This window comes from Amycolatopsis lexingtonensis (assembly GCF_014873755.1).
Classification (GTDB): domain Bacteria; phylum Actinomycetota; class Actinomycetes; order Mycobacteriales; family Pseudonocardiaceae; genus Amycolatopsis; species Amycolatopsis lexingtonensis.
The window spans coordinates 5245781-5262830 of record NZ_JADBEG010000001.1 but is presented as its reverse complement, the minus strand read 5'-3'; the positions used below and the strand labels follow the sequence as shown (position 1 = coordinate 5262830).

General features: G+C 70.5%; 18 protein-coding genes. 13 read left to right on the top strand and 5 right to left on the bottom strand.

Annotated elements, in window-relative coordinates:
* Positions 1–25 precede the first annotated feature (25 nt).
* Positions 26–1720, top strand: coding sequence for a DUF262 domain-containing protein (locus H4696_RS23565; RefSeq protein ID WP_086855865.1), 1695 nt, complete (start codon positions 26–28; stop codon positions 1718–1720).
* On the opposite strand, the gene H4696_RS23560 is transcribed toward H4696_RS23565, so the two are convergent.
* The 3 genes from H4696_RS23560 to H4696_RS23550 all read right to left on the bottom strand — a co-directional run bounded on the left by H4696_RS23560 (position 1717) and on the right by H4696_RS23550 (position 4921).
* Entirely contained in the window at positions 1717–3021 is a 1305-nt protein-coding gene (locus H4696_RS23560) for a GGDEF domain-containing protein (RefSeq protein WP_086855866.1), read from the bottom strand. The genes H4696_RS23565 and H4696_RS23560 overlap by 4 nt on opposite strands.
* Positions 3022–3566: 545 nt before the next feature.
* Positions 3567–4313, bottom strand: coding sequence for a glucose 1-dehydrogenase (locus H4696_RS23555; RefSeq protein ID WP_086855867.1), 747 nt, complete (start codon positions 4311–4313; stop codon positions 3567–3569).
* A gap of 23 nt (positions 4314–4336) precedes the next feature.
* Positions 4337–4921 (bottom strand): TetR/AcrR family transcriptional regulator, encoded by a 585-nt coding sequence (locus H4696_RS23550; RefSeq protein WP_086855868.1) that lies wholly within the window; start codon positions 4919–4921, stop codon positions 4337–4339.
* Positions 4922–5038: 117 nt separating this feature from the next.
* On the opposite strand from H4696_RS23550, the gene H4696_RS23545 reads away from it, so the two are divergent.
* The 3 genes from H4696_RS23545 (at position 5039) to H4696_RS23535 (ending at position 7651) form a co-directional block, all read left to right on the top strand.
* Positions 5039–5401: a hypothetical protein gene (locus tag H4696_RS23545; RefSeq protein WP_086855869.1), complete on the top strand. Its 363-nt coding sequence runs from the start codon at positions 5039–5041 to the stop codon at positions 5399–5401.
* A gap of 53 nt (positions 5402–5454) precedes the next feature.
* A complete protein-coding gene (ku, locus tag H4696_RS23540) occupies positions 5455–6321 on the top strand; it encodes a non-homologous end joining protein Ku (protein ID WP_086855870.1) in 867 nt (288 codons plus the stop codon).
* 331 nt (positions 6322–6652) lie between these two features.
* A complete protein-coding gene (locus H4696_RS23535; protein WP_143264897.1) occupies positions 6653–7651 on the top strand; it encodes an SIR2 family protein in 999 nt (332 codons plus the stop codon).
* 3 nt (positions 7652–7654) lie between these two features.
* Here the strand turns inward: H4696_RS23535 and H4696_RS23530 are convergent, their stop codons facing one another.
* Positions 7655–8119 (bottom strand): MarR family winged helix-turn-helix transcriptional regulator, encoded by a 465-nt coding sequence (locus tag H4696_RS23530; protein ID WP_086855872.1) that lies wholly within the window; start codon positions 8117–8119, stop codon positions 7655–7657.
* Between the two features lie 10 nt (positions 8120–8129).
* Positions 8130–9908, bottom strand: coding sequence for an ABC transporter ATP-binding protein (locus H4696_RS23525; protein ID WP_086855873.1), 1779 nt, complete (start codon positions 9906–9908; stop codon positions 8130–8132).
* Positions 9909–10091: 183 nt separating this feature from the next.
* Here H4696_RS23525 and ffh point away from each other — a divergent pair, with 183 nt between their 5' ends.
* From ffh to rplS, 9 genes are all read left to right on the top strand, one after another.
* Positions 10092–11630, top strand: coding sequence for a signal recognition particle protein (gene ffh, locus H4696_RS23520; RefSeq protein WP_086855874.1), 1539 nt, complete (start codon positions 10092–10094; stop codon positions 11628–11630).
* Positions 11627–12703, top strand: coding sequence for an amidohydrolase family protein (locus tag H4696_RS23515; protein WP_086855875.1), 1077 nt, complete (start codon positions 11627–11629; stop codon positions 12701–12703). Before ffh ends, H4696_RS23515 begins: the two co-directional genes overlap by 4 nt.
* Before the next feature lie 46 nt (positions 12704–12749).
* Entirely contained in the window at positions 12750–13475 is a 726-nt protein-coding gene (locus H4696_RS23510) for a CPBP family intramembrane glutamic endopeptidase (RefSeq protein WP_086855876.1), read from the top strand.
* A gap of 100 nt (positions 13476–13575) precedes the next feature.
* Positions 13576–14370, top strand: a complete 795-nt coding sequence (locus tag H4696_RS23505) for a CPBP family intramembrane glutamic endopeptidase (RefSeq protein WP_086855877.1) — start codon at positions 13576–13578, stop codon at positions 14368–14370.
* A 171-nt stretch (positions 14371–14541) separates the two neighbouring features.
* Positions 14542–14985 (top strand): 30S ribosomal protein S16, encoded by a 444-nt coding sequence (rpsP, locus tag H4696_RS23500; RefSeq protein ID WP_086855878.1) that lies wholly within the window; start codon positions 14542–14544, stop codon positions 14983–14985.
* Positions 14982–15221 (top strand): RNA-binding protein, encoded by a 240-nt coding sequence (locus H4696_RS23495; protein ID WP_003103110.1) that lies wholly within the window; start codon positions 14982–14984, stop codon positions 15219–15221. The genes rpsP and H4696_RS23495 overlap by 4 nt, the downstream gene beginning before the upstream one ends.
* Positions 15222–15243: 22 nt before the next feature.
* Entirely contained in the window at positions 15244–15756 is a 513-nt protein-coding gene (gene rimM, locus H4696_RS23490; RefSeq protein ID WP_086855879.1) for a ribosome maturation factor RimM, read from the top strand.
* A gap of 1 nt (position 15757) precedes the next feature.
* Positions 15758–16504 (top strand): tRNA (guanosine(37)-N1)-methyltransferase TrmD, encoded by a 747-nt coding sequence (trmD, locus tag H4696_RS23485; RefSeq protein ID WP_086855880.1) that lies wholly within the window; start codon positions 15758–15760, stop codon positions 16502–16504.
* 166 nt (positions 16505–16670) lie between these two features.
* Positions 16671–17039 (top strand): 50S ribosomal protein L19, encoded by a 369-nt coding sequence (gene rplS, locus H4696_RS23480; RefSeq protein ID WP_086855881.1) that lies wholly within the window; start codon positions 16671–16673, stop codon positions 17037–17039.
* Positions 17040–17050 lie beyond the last annotated feature (11 nt).

Below are 17050 nucleotides of genomic sequence, written 5' to 3'. Positions count from 1 at the left end.
GTGCCCGCGCACCGAGATCTCCCGCATGGCCGGGACCAAAATCCAAGCAGCGGAGCACCCCGTCGGCGAGATCTTCGACGACGCCTACCAGTTCACCATCCCTCGCTACCAGCGTCCCTACGCTTGGACGACGGAGCAGGCCGGGGAGATGTTCGACGATCTCCTCGCCGCCTCCCAGGCGAAAGACTCGTTGTCCGAGTCGGATCCGTACTTCCTGGGGAGCATCGTCCTCGTCAAAGCCGAGAAGCAGCCACTCGCGGACGTGGTCGACGGTCAGCAACGCCTCACGACCTTGACAGTGCTCCTCAGCGTCCTCCGCGACTACGTTTCGCCGGGCTTCGCCGTGTCCCTGGAAAAGCGCATCTTCCAGAAGGGCGATCCGATCAAGGGCACCGCCGATCAGCCACGCCTCCGGCTCCGGGATCAGGACCAGGGATTCTTCGAGAAGTACATCCAGGAGCGTTCGGGCAACGACTTGCTGTCCGCGCTCCAGGACGTGAAGCCGGACAGCCGCCTCCGGCTGGTCGAGAACGCACTCCTGCTCAAGGACCGGTTGAGCGCTCTGGAAATCTCGGAGTGCGAACGGCTGGTTTCGTTCATCGACGGGTACACCTACCTCGTCGTCGTGGCGACTGTCGACTTCGAGTCCGCCTACCGGATCTTCTCGGTGCTCAACGAGCGCGGCCTGGACCTCACCCACACCGACATCCTGAAGTCGGAGATCATCGGCAACATCCCGGAGGCCGACCAGGACGCCTACACGAACAAGTGGTCGCACGAAGAGGACGACCTCGGCCGCAGCGACTTCGGCGACCTCTTCTCCCACATCCGGATGGTGTACGCGAAGACGAAAGCCCGGGAGTCGATCCTGAAGGAATTCCGGGCGTCGGTGCTGCACCGGGTGCCCGACGGCAAAAAGTTCATCGACGACGTGCTGGTTCCCTACTCGGACGCTTTCGAGGTGGTCACGCGCGCCAGCTACGCCGGGGGACCGGGCGCCGAGGAGATCAACCGGCTCCTCGGCTGGTTGAAACAGCTGGACAACACGGACTGGGTTCCGCCGGCGATCAGCTACTTCAGCCGGCCGACCGCCGACTCCGCGTCATTGCTGCGTTTCCTCGTCGACCTCGAACGGCTCGCCGCCGGCATGCTCGTCCGCCGGGTGGACATCACCCGCCGGGTCGAGCGGTACGGCCGCGTCCTGGACTGGATGGAGAAGGGCCTCGACCTCTACGCCCCGGAGTCCCCGCTGCAGCTTTCCGCGGAGGAACAGGCGGAAACCCTCGCGAAGCTGGGCTCGGAGATCTACACGGTGACGAGGATCCGCTTGTACGTGCTGCTGCGCCTCGACTCGGCCTTGTCGGACGGCGGAACGGGCTACGACGGCTACCCGTTGATCAGCGTGGAGCACGTCCTCCCGCAGTCCCCGGCCGCGGGCAGCGGGTGGACCGGCACCTTCACCGCGCAGGAACGGGCTTACTGGGTGCATCGGCTGGCGAACCTCGTCCTGCTTTCGCGACGGAAGAACTCGGCGGCGAGCAACCTCGAGTTCGAGGCGAAGAAGACCAAGTACTTCGAGAAGACGAGCTGGCCGCCGTTCGTGCTGACCTCCCAGGTGCTCGCGACGGACGGCTGGACCCCGGCCGTCCTCGAGGAACGCCAGGAAACCCTGCTGAAGGTGCTCGGCGACCTCTGGCGGCTGGAGGTGGCGGCTTCCTAAGCCGGCGCCGTGCCGTCGACCACCTGGTTGCGGCCCGCGTCCTTGGCCCGGTACAGGGCCTTGTCCGCGGCCTGCAGCAGGCGGTCGACGGCCGTGCCGCCGTCCGGGTACGTGGCCACGCCGATCGACGCCGACAGGTCGCCGATCACCCGGGACGCGGTGCCGTCGAAGTACTCGACCTTCAGGGTCTCGATCGCCGAGCGGATGCGCTCGGCCACCGCCAGGACCGCGGCCGGGCCGATGTCCGGGAGCAGGACCACGAACTCCTCGCCGCCGAAGCGGCCGACCGAGTCGTAGTCGCGGACCGCGGACTTGATCGTCGCCGCGACCGAGCGCAGCACCGCGTCGCCCGCCAGGTGGCCGTGCTCGTCGTTGATCAGCTTGAAGTGGTCCAGGTCGATCATCAGCACGCCGAACGTGCTCCGCGTGTTGCGCTGGGCGCGCGCCAGTTCGCGTGACGCCAGCAGGTGCCAGCCGGTCGTGTTGAACAGGCCGGTCTTCTCGTCGGTCGTCGCCGCGATCTCCAGCTGCTTGATCAGCACCGCCCGGTGCAGCACCAGCAGCGGCGGCACGATCGCGACGGCGAGCGCGGGCAGCGTCGCCAGCGTCAGCGCCGTGAGCAGGCCCAGGCAGAGCGTCGCGACCTCGAGCAGGTTGTCGCCGAGGCCGCCGAAGAACGCCTTCACCGAGCGCGTCGTGATGGTCAGCGCGGGAAGGATCGTGATCGCCGAGACCAGGAAGTACGCCCCCGCGGCGAGCGCGATGGCCGTGACGCCGCGCCAGCCCGACGTCAGCGCCGTGTACATGTCCGGCACGCCGAGGCGGTGCAGCACGAACACGGCCGAGTAGCAGGTGACGACGACCAGCGTCGCGTTCAGCGTGGTCCGGAACGGCGGGACGCGCTTGATCCGCGCGAGGCTGCGCGTCGCCAGATGCGTGTACAGGATCGCGATCAGCGCCGTGACCAGCGCCGGCGGCAGGAGCAGCACCCCGGCGAACGTCCAGACCGACGTCAGGTTGATGTGCGGGGTGTCCGACACCAGCCGCCGGACGCGCTCGACCTGCCGGCCCAGCTCCGCCTGCAGCACCCCGAGCCCGGCGAGCACCCCGAAGACGGCCAGGTCCCACGCCCGCACGGGCACCACGGCGGCCGTCCAGACGGTCGCCACGAGCGCCACGGACTCGACGAGGAAGCAGTAGAAGACGAGCGGCCGGCGCTGCCGCCAGAGCGTCCAGCGAGCAGGGTTCAGCGCCCCTCCGATCCGGGCCGAGTGCCGTTCGGCCGGACGGGCGCCGTCCATACTCAAGGCGGTCCAACTCCCCTGGGTGAGCCGACGATCCGCGTCCACCCCACCACACCGGGCGGCCGCGATCGACGATTGCCACACGATCGGAGCAGCGAAGGGAGGCCGCCGCCGTGCGCAACCGCGAATCCTGAGCCCCAGTGTCCGATTTCCGCCGTGGACCACCGGAGGGAGGCCGTCGTGCGCAACCGCGAGTCCTGAGCCGCTGTCAGCCGTCCGCACCCGCGAGAGGAGCCGTGCTGTGCGCAATCGCGAGTCCTGAACCGAAGCCCATCCGTCGGCACGCCCGGAAGGAGAGCCCCGTGCGCAATCGCGAGTCCTGAGCCCCCCGCCATCCGTCCGCACCCGCGAGAGGAGCTGTGCCGTGCGCAATCGCGAGTCCTGAACCGCAGCGACCCCAGCCCGCGCCGCCCGGAAGGAGAGCCTCGTGCGCAACCGCGAGTCCTGAACCCCACCGCATCCCGTACCGCCCGGCACGAGAAGGGAAACGTCACCATGCGCAACCGTGAGTCCTGAAGGAGCCGCGGGCCCGGGTGGGCCGCTCAGGCGGTCGCGCCGCCGTCGACCACCAGGTCGTGCCCCACGGTGAAGGCGGCTTCCTCCGAAGCGAGCCACAGCACCGCGGCCGCCACCTCGGCGGTGGCACCCACCCGGCCCAGCGGAATCGCGCCCTTGAGCCGCTCGGCGCGATCGGCGTCCGTCTCGCCGGGGCGCCGCGACATTTCGGTGTCGGTCGCGCCCGGGCTGACCGCGTTGATGCGGACGCCCTCGGCGATGTGGTCGCGCGCCGCCGTGCGGGTCAGCGCGCTCACCGCGGCCTTCGACGCCGCGTAGGCCGCCATGTTCGGCAGCCGCCCGTGCGCGCCGATGTTGGACGAGATGTTGACGATCGCGCCGCCGCCGTGCGCCCGCATGTGCGCGACTTCGTGCTTGAGGCACAGCCACGTCCCGGTGACGTTCGTGGCCAGCACCGCGCCGAACCCGTCCTCGTCGATGTCCGCCGCCGGCGCCGGCGAGCCGAGGATGCCCGCGTTGTTGACCGCGACGTGCAGCCCGCCGTGCCGCGCGACGACCGTCCCGACCATCCGCGCCACGTCCGCCGAGTCCGTGACGTCCACCGTGACGGCGTCCCCGCCGATCTCCTTCACCGCGGCCGCGAGCCGTTGCTCGTCGCGCCCGGCGACGACCACCGTCGCGCCTTCGGCCGCGAACGCCCGCGCCGTCTCCCGCCCGATGCCCGAGCTGCCGCCTGTCACCAGGACGACCTTGCCCGCGAAACGTGCCCCCATCGTGTGCCTTCTTTCTGGTCCGATCAGTCTTGAATAAGCCGCATCGCCTGCGAAACGGCCGCGTCCAGCCGGCGTGCCGCGTCCGTGCCCTTGCCCAGGACCCGCAGGCCCTGGAGCACGGTGAGCAGGAAGCGCGCCAAGGCCGCCGGCTCGCTGCCGCCGGCGAGTTCGCCCTGCGCCTTGGCGCGCTCCAACGCCATGGTCAGCGCGACTTCGAGGGTGTCCCAGCTGCGTTCCACCAGCCGCGCGACCTCGGTGTCGTGGGGGAGCAGCTCGACCGCCGAGTTGACGACGAAGCAGCCCATCTTCGTCTCGTCGCCGAGGATTTCCGCCAGGTAGCCGTCGAACAGCCGCCGGACGGCGGCCACGCCGGAGCCCGGGCTCGACAGCTCGGCCAGCACGCGCGCGTCGGTCCGGTCCGCGTAGCGCTTCAACGCCGTCACGTAGAAGTCGTGCTTCGAGCCGAAGGTGGCGTACAGGCTGGCCTTGGCGACACCGACGTGCGCGACGAGGTCGCTGACCGACGTCGCCTCGTACCCCTGCCGCCGGAAGAGCGTGAGCGCGGCGTCGCAGGCTTCGTCGACGTCGAACTCCTTGACCCGGGACATGATCGAAACCTTAGCCGTATCTAGAACGAGCGGTCAAATAAGCGGGCAGCGGTGTGTCGGCTCCGGTGACGGCGCGTGCGGTGGCACGATGACTGCTCGGACCGGAGGGGGTGAGCGATGCAGGACCGGCTGACGCTGCCGCCGACCGTCGTCGCCACCCACCTGCGCTCGTGCGCCGAGGAGCTCGCCGCGGGCCTGCGCTGCGGCGGCCCGGGCGCGACGACCGCCGAGCTCACCGACGTCGTCGCCCAGCTCGTCGCCGGCCAGGAAGCCATTTCGCACGCGCTCGCCGGGCTCGCCGCCCGCGTCGAGGCCGGGTCGGCCGCGCTCGCCGCGGCCCCGCCGCTGGACGTCGAGGTGGTCACCGAGGTGCTCCGCGCGGCCGCCATCGCGTCCCGCTGTTCGGCCGAGGCGCTCGACGAAGTCACGCCGTCGTTCGAATGTGTGAGCGAATCCGTCGCGCCTGACACCCGTTTGTAGCTGTCGGGCCGCGGGACCGCCTGGCTAGCCTGGGACCTGCGGAGGTGGCGCGCATGCGGGCGGTCTGGACGGGCACGATCGGGTTCGGGAGTTACGCCGTTCCGGTGAAGGCGTACAGCGCGACGGAAGAGCGTGAGATCCCGCTCCACCAGGTCCACGAAACCGACGGCGGCCGCGTCCGGGTCAAGCGCGTGTGCGAGGTCGACGGCGAAGAGGTCCCGCCGGCGGAGATGGTCCGCGGCTACCCCGTCCCGGGCGGTGATGTCGTCCTGCTGTCCGACCACGAGCTGGCGTCGCTCCCGATGCCCTCGCGCACGATCGCCATCCGCGGTTTCGCCCCGCTCGCCGACGTCGACCCGATCTGGTTCGCGCGCAGCTACTACCTCGAACCCGAGCCGGCGGGCACGAAGCCGTACGTGCTGTTCAGTGAGGCGCTGCAGCAGTCGGGGCGGATCGCGCTGGTGACGGTCGCGCTCCGCCGCCGCGAAACGCTCGGCGCCCTGCGCGTGCGCGACCAGGTGATCGTGCTCGAAACCATGCTGTGGCCCGGCGAGGTGCGCGAACCCGACTTCCCGTTCCGGCACGCCGACGTCGACATCCGCCCGGGCGAGCTGCGCCGCGCGGTGAACCTCATCGAGGAGCTGACCGGCGACTTCGACCCCGGTCGCGTACCCGACCGTTACCGCGAGGCGCTCCAAGCGTTGATCCAGGCGAAGATCGACGGCGCCGAGGTCGTCCAGCCGACGGCCGCCGAGCAGGCGGACGGCGTCACCCGCCTGCTGGCGGCGCTGCAGGAGACCGCCGCGGAGGCCCAACCCGCCGCGGCCGTCGTGAAGGCCAAGGCCGCCGCGTCCAGGGCGGCGAAGGCGCGTACAACGGCGAAGCGGGCCGCGGGCCGAGGGCGCGCGAAGACGTCTTGAGTATTACTACCCACGGGTAATTGAGGGTTCTCACACTCAACCTGCCCCCTCGCGAGCGGCAGACTTCGTTCCTGTCAGCGGATACCGGATCGCTGGCAAGGGGGGAATCCGGACGGCCCCTGGGGAGGTGAGCCGTCCGGGGACCAGGGTTCCGGAGCGGGCCGATGGAGGAGCGGCCCGTCTCCGGAACCCGTGTCCGCACCGCGGGGAGGCGGCGCGGACGGAGGGGAGCTTGAAGCCGCCGTGGAGGGATCGAGGGGTCTCCGCGGCGGCTTTCAGGCGTCGGCCATCTGCGGAGTTACGCTGGCAGCCTGGTTCTGCGGGAGGCATGGTGGCGGGTTCGGTCTACTTGCTCGGGTCTGGTTTCAGCCGCGCGATCAGCGAGCACATGCTCACCATGGACGGGCTTTCGGCGGCCATCCGAAACGACCTGGCTGAGAGCGAACTGCCGCCCCTTCCCGGGCAAGAGTCGCCGCTGGCGGACAATTTCGAACAGTGGCTGAGCTACCTCATCGAGGAGCCTCCGTGGCTGGCCGAGGGACAGAAGTGTCGGAATCGCGGCGCCTTCAGCGACGTGGCCGGGAGCCTGTATTCAGTCCTGTCGGCACTTCAGGCTCGGGCTACTGAAGGTGCGTCGCCTGACTGGCTGTCCCAGCTGGTTCGCCATTGGCAAGATGCCGGAACGACTGTGATCACCTTCAATTACGATCTTCTGGTCGAGAAGGCGCTGATTGCCGAGGTTCCAGGTACCAGGTGGACCGAAATGTACCCGGTTCCTATTGCACCGTTGGGCATCCGCATAAGCGGCGTTCACGGCGGCAGGAGAAACTCGGGCGGACTTCGTCTGTTGAAGCTGCATGGATCACTCGGTTGGTGGTATTCCGGGCCGGCGAGCCCGCCGGGCGATCAGCTGTATGGAACGCGAGTCGATCGGTGGGGGCCGGCGGACTCGGCACCCCCGATCGTCGGTGTCGACGAGCTCAGCGTTGACAAGGTGCCGATGATCGTTCCGCCCGCGGCCGTCAAAAGCCCCTATTACGTGAACAACACGATCCGGGCGTTGTGGCGCCAGGCAGCCGAAGCACTGAGTCAAGCGGATGAACTGGTGATCATCGGCTTCAGCCTGCCGCCATCAGACCTGATCGTCAGCTCGATGCTCGCGACCGAGTTGAACCCCAACGCAACGATCGTCCCCGTCGACTACAGCGACGCAGTCGTGAGCAACCTCAAACGGATCTTCCCCGCCGAGCGGATCGTCACCGAGTACGCCGGTCTCGGCGACTCTGCGGTGTCCAAGTGGGTCGAGACCAGGGCAAACGTCGCGGACTGACCATCAGGCGTCCGCCACCCGAACCAGCAGATCGGCCGCCAGCTTCAACAGCTGCCGCTCGGTCGGCGACAACGTCGACTCCAGCGCCGCCGCCAGCCACCGTTCCCGCTGCACGCTGTACTCCCGCAGCACCGCCAGCCCCGCCGGCGTGATGCTGATCAGCGACCGCCGCCCGTCCTCCGGGTCGGTCGTCCTTGTCACCAGCTCGCGCTCGGACACCCACGCGAGGATCCGCGTCAGCGACTGCGGCTGCAGCCGCTCCGCCTCGGCCAGCTCGGTCGGCGTGTGCGTGCCCGCCCGGTAGAGCCGGCTCAGCACCGCGAGCACCGCCGGGCCGGGGCCGCTCGGGTCGCGCTCGGCGCGCATCCGCCAGCTGAGCCGCCCGACGCCCTCGCGGACCCGCCAAGCGAGGTCGGCGAGCTCGGCGTCGTCGCTCACGCGCGAAGCGGTGTCGGGGTCCGGCTGCATGGGCCCCAGGTTAGGCGGTACCCCGCACGAGCCGGGCATACCGCCCGTCGCGCGCCAGCAGCTCCTCGTGCGTCCCGCGTTCGGCGATCCGGCCCTCGTGCAGCACCACGATCTGGTCCGCGTGCTCCACAGTGGACAGCCGGTGCGCGATGGTCAGCGTCGTGCGCCCCGCGGCGAGCCGGTCCAGCTCGGCCTGCACCGAGCGTTCCGTGCGGGTGTCGAGCGCGCTGGTCGCCTCGTCGAGGATGAGCACCGGCGGGTTGCGCAGCAGGATCCGGGCGATCGCCATCCGCTGCTTCTCGCCGCCGGAGAACCGGTAGCCGCGCTGGCCGACGACGGTGTCGTACCCCTCCGGCAGCCCGGCGAGGGTGTCGTGGATGTGCGCCGCCTTCGCCGCGAGCTCGATCTCCTCGTCAGTCGCGTCCGGCTTCGCGAAGCGCAGGTTCTCCCGCACGGTGTCGTGGAACAGGTAGGTCTCCTGCGACACCAGCCCGACGCCCGCCGCGAGCGAGGCCAGCGTGACGTCGCGGACGTCGACGCCGTCGATCCGCACCGAACCGGACTCCACCTCGTACAGCCGGGCCACCAGGTAGGCGAGCGTCGTCTTGCCCGACCCGGTCGAGCCGACCAGCGCCGTCGTGGTGCCCGCCGGGACGTCGAGGTCGATCTCGCGCAGCGTCAGCGGCCCGTCTTCCGAGTACCGGAACGACACCCCGCGCATGGACACGTCCCCACGGCGCACCTCGAGCTCCCGCGCCCCCGGCTTGTCGGCGATCTCCACCGGCAGGTCGAGCACCTCGAAGATGCGCCCGAACAGCGCCTTCGACGTCGCCACGTTCTGGCCGATCGTCTGCATCGCGGTCGCCGGCGCGACCAGCCGGTTGAGCATGCTGGTGAACGCCACGACGGTGCCGAGCGAGAACGGCGATGCGCCACCGGCCAGCGCGAGCCCGGCGATCCAGTAGACCAGCGCCGGGATGACGGTCAGGCTCATCCCGCGCGACGCCGTCTGCCAGCGCCCGGCCAGCGCGGCGGCGCGCTCGAGCGCGGCGATCTCCCGCGACTCGGCGCCGAACCGTTCGCGCACAGCCCGCTCGTTGCCCATCGTCTTGGCGAGCAGCACGCCGGTGACGGACAGGGACTCCTCGACCATCGTCGTCAGCCGGGCCATCCGCCGGGTCCGGCCGCGGGCCAGCGTCCGCCGCTTCTTGCCGAGCCGCAGCGTGAACAGCAGGAACAGCGGCACGACGATCAGCGACAGTCCCGCCAGCTGCCAGTCGAGGGCGATCAGCGCCGCGGTGATCGCGATCGTCGTAGTCGCGTTCTGCACCACCGAGCCGGCGGTCGTGGTGATGACGTTGTCGACCCCGCCGATGTCGTTGAACACCCGCGAGAGCACTTCGCCGCTCTTCGTCCGCGTGAAGAAGCCGAGCGACATCCGCTGCAGGTGGCCGTAGACCGAGACGCGCAGCTCGTTCATCACGCGCTGCCCGATCGTGTTGGACAGCCCGGTGGTGGCCACGCCGAGGGAGCCGCTGCCGACCGCGCAGGCGATCATCCCCGCGGCCAGGAGGCTGATCAGCAGCGTGTCGCGGTGCGGCAGGGCGTCGTCGAGGATCTCGCGCAGCAGGAACGGCGAGACGACGCCGAGGCCGGCCTGCACCACGATCAGCGCGAACAGCGCGGTGAGGGGCCCGCGGTGCGGGCGGAACAGGCCGGCGATCCGCCGCAGCGGGACCGGCTCGTCGGCGTCGGTGGCCGGTTCACGGAGGACGGGGACGGAAGTCATACACGTATGTTTACCGAATCGGCGGCCAAGTTCCAGTCTTTTTCCGGAAGTCGACCTCGTTTTAGTACGTACATGCGTAGTACTGGTGCGTACCCGCGAGGAGAACCAGCCGGAGCGACTACCCTCGAAGGGGCCGGCCTCGTCCGGCGCGCCACTCTCGACCCAGCTGGAGCGTGCACACCCGTGTTCGACACCCTCTCCGATCGGCTCACCGCCGCCCTGCAGACGCTCACGCGCAAGGGCAGGCTGTCCGACGCCGACATCGACGCCACCGCGCGCGAGATCCGCATCGCGCTGCTGGAGGCCGACGTCGCCCTCGGCGTGGTCAAGACCTTCATCGCGAAGATCAAGGAGCGGGCGAAGGGCGCCGAGGTCTCCCAGGCGCTCAACCCCGCGCAGCAGGTCGTCAAGATCGTCAACGAGGAGCTCGTCGCGATCCTCGGCGGCGAGACGCGCCGGCTGAACCTGGCGAAGAACCCGCCGACCGTGATCATGCTCGCGGGCCTCCAGGGTGCGGGTAAGACGACCCTGGCCGGCAAGCTCGCGCTGTGGCTGAAGAAGCAGGGCCACGCGCCGATGCTGGTCGCCTGCGACCTCCAGCGCCCGAACGCCGTCACGCAGCTGCAGGTCGTCGGCGAGCGCGCCGGCGTCGTCACCTTCGCGCCCGAGCCCGGCAACGGCGTCGGCGACCCGGTCGACGTCGCCCGCCGCGCCATCGCCGAGGCCAAGCACGCGCAGCACGACGTCGTCGTGGTCGACACCGCGGGCCGCCTGGGTGTCGACGAAGAGCTGATGAAGCAGGCCGCGGACATCCGCGACGCGGTCGAGCCGGACGAGGTCCTGTTCGTCGTCGACGCGATGATCGGCCAGGACGCCGTGACCACGGCGGAGGCGTTCCGCGACGGCGTCGGCTTCAGCGGCGTCGTGCTCACCAAGCTCGACGGCGACGCCCGCGGTGGCGCCGCGCTGAGCGTCCGCGAGGTCACCGGCCAGCCGATCCTCTTCGCCTCGAACGGCGAGAAGCTCGAGGACTTCGACACCTTCCACCCGGACCGGATGGCGTCGCGGATCCTCGGCATGGGTGACGTCCTCACCCTGATCGAGCAGGCCGAGCAGGCCTTCGACCAGAACCAGGCCGAGAAGGCCGCGGCGAAGCTGTCCAGCGGCCAGCTCACCCTCGAGGACTTCCTCGAGCAGATGCTCGCGGTCCGCAAGATGGGCCCGATCGGCAACCTGCTCGGCATGCTCCCGGGCGCCGGCCAGATGAAGGACCAGCTGGCCCAGGTCGACGACAAGCACCTGGACAAGCTGCAGGCGATCATCCGCGGCATGACCCCGGCCGAGCGCGACGACCCGAAGCTGATCAACGGCTCGCGCCGGCTGCGCATCGCCAACGGCTCCGGCGTCACCGTCCGCGAGGTCAACGACCTGGTCAACCGGTTCTTCGAGGCCCGCAAGATGATGGCCCAGATGGCCGGCCGGTTCGGCTTCGGCGGCGGGGGCGGCAGCTCCAAGCGCAAGGGCAAGAAGGGCAAGAAGGGCGGGCGCGGCCCGACCCAGCCCAAGGTCCGCGGCGGCTTCCCCGGCGGCATGCCGATGCTGCCCCCGGGCGGCCAGATGCCGGGCGGCATGCCCGACCTCTCGCAGCTGGGCGGCATGAACGACGTCCCGGGCTTCGACCCGTCGAAGTTCAAGCTGCCGAAGAACCCGAAGGACAATTGAGCACCGCGCTCCACGCCGCCGGGGTGGTCCTGCCCGGCGGCGAGTCCCGCGACCTCTGGATCACCGGCGGCCGGATCTCGTTCGAGCCGGTGCCGGACGCCGAAACGCTGGGCCGGGACGTCTTCCTCGTGCCCGGCCTGGTCGACGCGCACTGCCATCCCGGCATCGGCGTCGGCGGGCCCGTCTCGCTGGAAGAGGCCACCGAGCAGGCACTCCAGGACCGGGCCGCGGGCACGCTGCTGATCCGCGACTGCGGGCTGCCGATCGACGTCCGGCCGCTGCAGCGCCGGGCCGACCTGCCGACGATCATCCGCGCCGGGCAGCACCTCGCGCTCACCAAGCGGTACATCCCCGGCCTCGGCATCGAGCTGGACGACCCCGCACAGCTGCCGGACGCGGTCGCCGAGCAGGCGCGGGACGGCGACGGCTGGGTCAAGCTCGTGGGGGACTGGATCGACCGCGGCGTCGGCGACCTGGCCCCGCTGTGGCCCGACGACGTCCTCGCCGAGGCGGTCGGGGTGGCGCACGAGAACGGCGCCCGCGTCACCGCGCACGTGTTCGGCGAAGCCGCCCTGCCCGGGCTGATCGCGTCGGGCATCGACTGCCTGGAGCACGGCACCGGCCTGAGCGCGGATCAGCTGGCGGAACTCGCGCGGAACGACGTCGCCCTGGTGCCGACGCTGATCAACATCGAGAACTTCCCGGGCATCGCCGACAAGGCGGGCAAGTACCCCGCGTACGCGAACCACATGCGGGCGCTGCACGCAGGTGTCGGCGACATGGTCGCGTCGGCCATCGAAGCGGGCGTACGCGTCTTCGCGGGCAGTGACGCCGGCGGCATGGTCGAGCACGGCAGGCTAGTCGACGAGATCGAGGCGCTGCACCGCGCGGGCATGACCCGCGAAGAGGCTCTCGCGAGCGCGTCCTGGGCGGCCCGCGACTGGCTCGGCCGGCCCGGCATCGCCGACGGCGCCCCGGCCGACCTGCTCGTCTACCCGAGCGACCCGCGCGACGACCTGGGCGTCCTGCGGCATCCCTCGCACATCGTGCTCGGCGGCGTCGTCTACGCGTAGACCCCCGCCGTTTTCCTTGCGGGGACGGCACTTTAGCGTGGGGGCCGTGACGGACGACGACGGCGCACGGCGCGTACTGGGAGCGCATTGGTGCTTCGTGGCGTTCTTCATCGGGATCGGCGGCTACTACCTCGCCAACCTGATCATCGCCGCCGCGGTCAACCGCAACGTCGGCGAGTTCGACCCGCTGGAGCTGCGCGACGTCGGCCCGCTCCTGCTCCTGGCGTTCGTCCCCAACCTCCTGCTCGGCCTCGGTCCGGCGACGGGCTCGTGGCTGTGGGGCCACGGGCTGCGCGCCGACTTCGGGCTCAAGCCGACCTGGCGCGACGTCCGGATCGGCCTCGCCTGCGGGGTGCTCGCGCTGGTCGTCGGCTACCTGCTCAACCTGGTGCTGATCGCGGTCTACGGCGCCGACGACGTCTCCGACAGCCCGCTGACCGACCTCGCCGACACCTTCGACGGCGACACCGTGTGGCTGGTGCTCGCCGCGGTGATCGTCATCGCCGGCGCCCCGATCACCGAGGAGCTGCTGGTCCGCGGCACGCTCTGGAACGCGCTGTCCTTCCACCGCGTCCCGCCGTGGGTGGTGCTGCTGCTGACGTCGGTGGTGTTCGCCCAGCTCCACGGCGAGCCGACGCGCACGCTCGCGCTGATCGGCCAGGGCATCGCGATCGGCCTGGCCCGGCACCTGTCGGGCCGCGTCAGCGCCGGCGTGATCGCCCACGCCGCCAACAACCTCCCGCCCGCCGTCCTGCTGTTCGTCGCGCACTGAACGTTGCGAAGATCGATGGACAGTAGTCGGACGGATACTGTGTGATGACCGCCCGGCGGCTAGGCTCGAAGCAGGAGCCGAGCGACGCGGAGGGCAAGGCGTGACCACTTCCCAGCCCCGGGACCCGGCTGCCGACGCCACACCCCTGCCCGAACCGGACGAGCCGGCCTTTCTTTCGTCCGCGCCACGGCACCGGTGGGGGTTCGGGGCCTTCCTGCTGGTCGAAGCCGTCCTGCTGGCCACCGCCGCGTTCGTGTCCGTGCTGGTCGGGGACACCGGGCCCGGTCCGCTGCCGATGCGCGTGGTGCTGCTCGGCACCATGCTGCCGACGATGATCGCCGCGGGCGTCGCCGTGCTGATCACGTACGTGCGCGGGAACGGGCCCGTCGTCGACTTCAAGATCGAGTGGCGCTGGGCCGACGTCAAGACCGGCTTCCGCTACGGCTGCGTCGGGCTCGTCTTCACGACCCTCGCCGCCTACCTGTGGACGCGGCTGGTCGGCGACGCGAACGCGACGTCGGCGATCAGCGCGCTGGTCGAGGACCGCCGGATGTCGGTGTCGGCGGCGGTGGTGATGTTCGTCTACCTTTGGCTGCTCGGCCCGATCTGCGAGGAGGTCATCTACCGGGGCCTGCTCTGGGGTGCCGCCGAGCAGCTGCAGTGGCGCAGCGAGCGCTGGGGCCGCGTGGCCGCGTTCCTGCTGTCGACGGCGGTGTTCGCGGCCAGCCACCTCGAGCCGCTGCGCACGACGTTGCTGCTGGTCATCGCGGTGCCGATCGGCCTGGCCCGGCTGGTCACCGGGCGGCTGCCCGCGAGTATCGTGGCGCACCAAGTGAACAACTTCCTGCCGGCGCTGACCATCCTGCTCGGGGCCCTCGGAGTGGCGTCTTTCTGAGCCTCTTTCCGGGTCCGCGCGAGCCGTCTGGCAGAATGGTGCACTGCCTGCTTCCGCCGGACCCTCTCACCGTGCGAAAGCTCCTGACCTTCGGGTGCCCGCGTCCGTGTCCCCACTCGGCCCGCGTGCGCCCAGCCCAGCACCAGAGAGACTCGAGGAGAACCCACACCCGTGGCCGTCAAGATCAAGCTGCAGCGCCTCGGCAAGATCCGTGCGCCGTACTACCGCATCATCGTCGCCGACGCGCGCACCCGCCGGGACGGCAAGGCCATCGAGACGATCGGCAAGTACCACCCGAAGGAAGAGCCGAGCCTGATCGAGGTCGTCTCCGAGCGCGCCCAGTACTGGCTGGGTGTCGGCGCGCAGCCGACCGAGCCGGTCCAGCGCCTGCTGGAGATCACCGGTGACTGGCAGAAGTTCAAGGGCCTGCCGGGCGCCGAGGGCACCCTGAAGGTGGCCGAGCCGAAGCCGTCGAAGCAGGACCTGTTCAACGCCGCGCTCGCCGCGGCCGGCGAGGAGCCCTCCGCCGAGGCCACCACGCCGAAGAAGAAGTCGGCCCCCAAGAAGGCCGAGGCCGAGAAGGCCGAAGCCGCCGAGGGTGAGAAGGCCGAGTGAGCTTTCTGGCTGACTCCCTCGAGCACCTGGTGCGCGGGATCGTCGACAACCCGGACGAGGTCCGGGTCGAGCTGCTGACCACCCGCCGTGGCCGCACGCTCGAGGTGCACGTGCACCCCGACGACCTCGGCAAGGTGATCGGCCGGGGTGGTCGCACGGCGACCGCCCTGCGCACCGTCATGGGCGGCATCGGTGGCCGCGGCGTCCGCGTCGACGTCGTCGACACCGACCGCTGAGCATTTCGGAAGCACGGTCAGGATGGACGTCGTAGTCGGCCGCATCGCCAAGGCGCACGGAATCCGCGGGGAACTCGCGGTGGACGTGCGCACGGACTCGCCGGACGAGCGGTTCCGCGTCGGTGCGGCCGTGACGACGAAGCTGCGTGACGGCAGCAAAAGGGAACTCACCATCGCAGCCGCCCGCGAACACAGCGGGCGGCTGCTGGTGCGTTTCGAGGAGGTGCTGACCCGCGACGTCGCCGAGACGCTACGGGGTGCGCTCCTGCTCGCCGACACCGACACGCTGCCGCCCACGTCGGATCCGGACGAGTTCTACGACCACGAACTGGCCGGCCTGCGGGCCGAGCTGACCGACGGCACGGTCGTCGGCAAGGTCGTCGAAGTCGTCCACTCGCCCGCGGGCGAGCTGCTGGAACTGGACGTCGAAGGCCGCTCGGTGCTGGTGCCGTTCGTCCGTGCGATCGTCCCCACCGTGGACGTCGCGGGCGGCCGGGTCGTGCTCGACCCGCCGGAAGGGCTCCTGGACGCCTGAAATGCGCATCGACGTCGTCACGATCTTCCCCGAATACCTCGACCCGCTGCGCGCCGCGCTGCTGGGCCGGGCGATCGACCGCGGCCTCATCGAGGTCGGCGTGCACGACCTGCGCGACTGGACCCACGACGTGCACCGCGCGGTCGACGACGCCCCGTACGGCGGCGGCCCCGGCATGGTCATGAAGCCCCAGATCTGGGGCCCGGCGCTGGACGACGTCTGCGGTCCGGAAACCCGCCTCGTCGTGCCCACGCCGGCGGGCAGGCCGTTCACCCAGGAGCTGGCGCACGCGTACGCCGAAGAGAAGCACTTGGTCTTCGCCTGCGGCCGGTACGAGGGCATCGACCAGCGGGTCGTCGACGACGCGGCCCACCGGATGCCGGTCGACGAGGTGTCGATCGGCGACTACGTCCTGGTCGGCGGCGAGGCGGCGGTGCTGGTCATCGTCGAGGCCGTCGTCCGGCTGCTGCCCGGCGTGCTCGGCAACGCGCGTTCGGCCGCCGAGGACTCGTTCTCCGACGGCCTCCTCGAAGGGCCCAGCTACACGCGCCCCGAGGTGTGGCGCGAGCTGGCCGTGCCCGACGTGCTGCGGTCCGGGAACCACGCGCTGATCGACCGCTGGCGGCGCGACCAGGCCCTCGAACGCACCGCCCGGCGCCGCCCCGATCTCCTGGCCGCGCTGCCGGAAGGTAGTCTCGACAAGCACGATCGCGGGGTCCTGGAGGGCTTGGACCCCGAGCAGGCTTAGGGCCGGTTGCTCGACCGGAGCCGGCGTCTGCGATACTTGACAGGTTGGCGTGAGTGGACCTCCTCGTTCACGAGCCCGCCAGCAGCCCCCTGGGTCGCCCGCAGCGGCACCGTTGCGCGCCCGGGGACGTGTACGCAAGCCATACGAAGACGAGGACGGACCACCGATGAACACCCTGGACGCGCTGGACAAGCAGTCGCTGCGTTCCGACATCCCGGACTTCCGCCCGGGCGACACGCTCAAGGTGCACGTCCGCGTCATCGAGGGCAACCGCGAGCGCAACCAGGTCTTCCAGGGCGTCGTGATCCGCCGTCAGGGCGGCGGCATCCGGGAGACCTTCACCGTCCGCAAGGTCTCCTTCGGCGTCGGCGTGGAGCGCACCTTCCCGGTGCACTCGCCGAACATCGCCGAGGTCGAGGTCCACAAGCGCGGTGACGTGCGGCGCGCGAAGCTCTACTACCTGCGCGACCTCCGCGGCAAGAAGGCCAAGATCAAGGAGCGCCGCGAGAACCGCGAGACGGCCTCGGCTAACTGAGTCACAACCCG

Bases quoted from the DNA above. Each gene is read 5' to 3' on its own strand.
- H4696_RS23530 (WP_086855872.1), bottom strand. From the start codon at position 8,119: ATGCAGCCGGACCCCGACACCGCTTCGCGCGTGAGCGACGACGCCGAG.
- H4696_RS23560 (WP_086855866.1), bottom strand. From the start codon at position 3,021: ATGGACGGCGCCCGTCCGGCCGAACGGCACTCGGCCCGGATCGGAGGG.
- H4696_RS23555 (WP_086855867.1), bottom strand. From the start codon at position 4,313: ATGGGGGCACGTTTCGCGGGCAAGGTCGTCCTGGTGACAGGCGGCAGC.
- H4696_RS23545 (WP_086855869.1), top strand. From the start codon at position 5,039: ATGCAGGACCGGCTGACGCTGCCGCCGACCGTCGTCGCCACCCACCTG.
- H4696_RS23525 (WP_086855873.1), bottom strand. From the start codon at position 9,908: ATGACTTCCGTCCCCGTCCTCCGTGAACCGGCCACCGACGCCGACGAG.
- rimM (WP_086855879.1), top strand. From the start codon at position 15,244: ATGGACGTCGTAGTCGGCCGCATCGCCAAGGCGCACGGAATCCGCGGG.
- H4696_RS23550 (WP_086855868.1), bottom strand. From the start codon at position 4,921: ATGTCCCGGGTCAAGGAGTTCGACGTCGACGAAGCCTGCGACGCCGCG.
- rplS (WP_086855881.1), top strand. From the start codon at position 16,671: ATGAACACCCTGGACGCGCTGGACAAGCAGTCGCTGCGTTCCGACATC.
- ku (WP_086855870.1), top strand. From the start codon at position 5,455: ATGCGGGCGGTCTGGACGGGCACGATCGGGTTCGGGAGTTACGCCGTT.
- trmD (WP_086855880.1), top strand. From the start codon at position 15,758: ATGCGCATCGACGTCGTCACGATCTTCCCCGAATACCTCGACCCGCTG.
- H4696_RS23565 (WP_086855865.1), top strand. From the start codon at position 26: ATGGCCGGGACCAAAATCCAAGCAGCGGAGCACCCCGTCGGCGAGATC.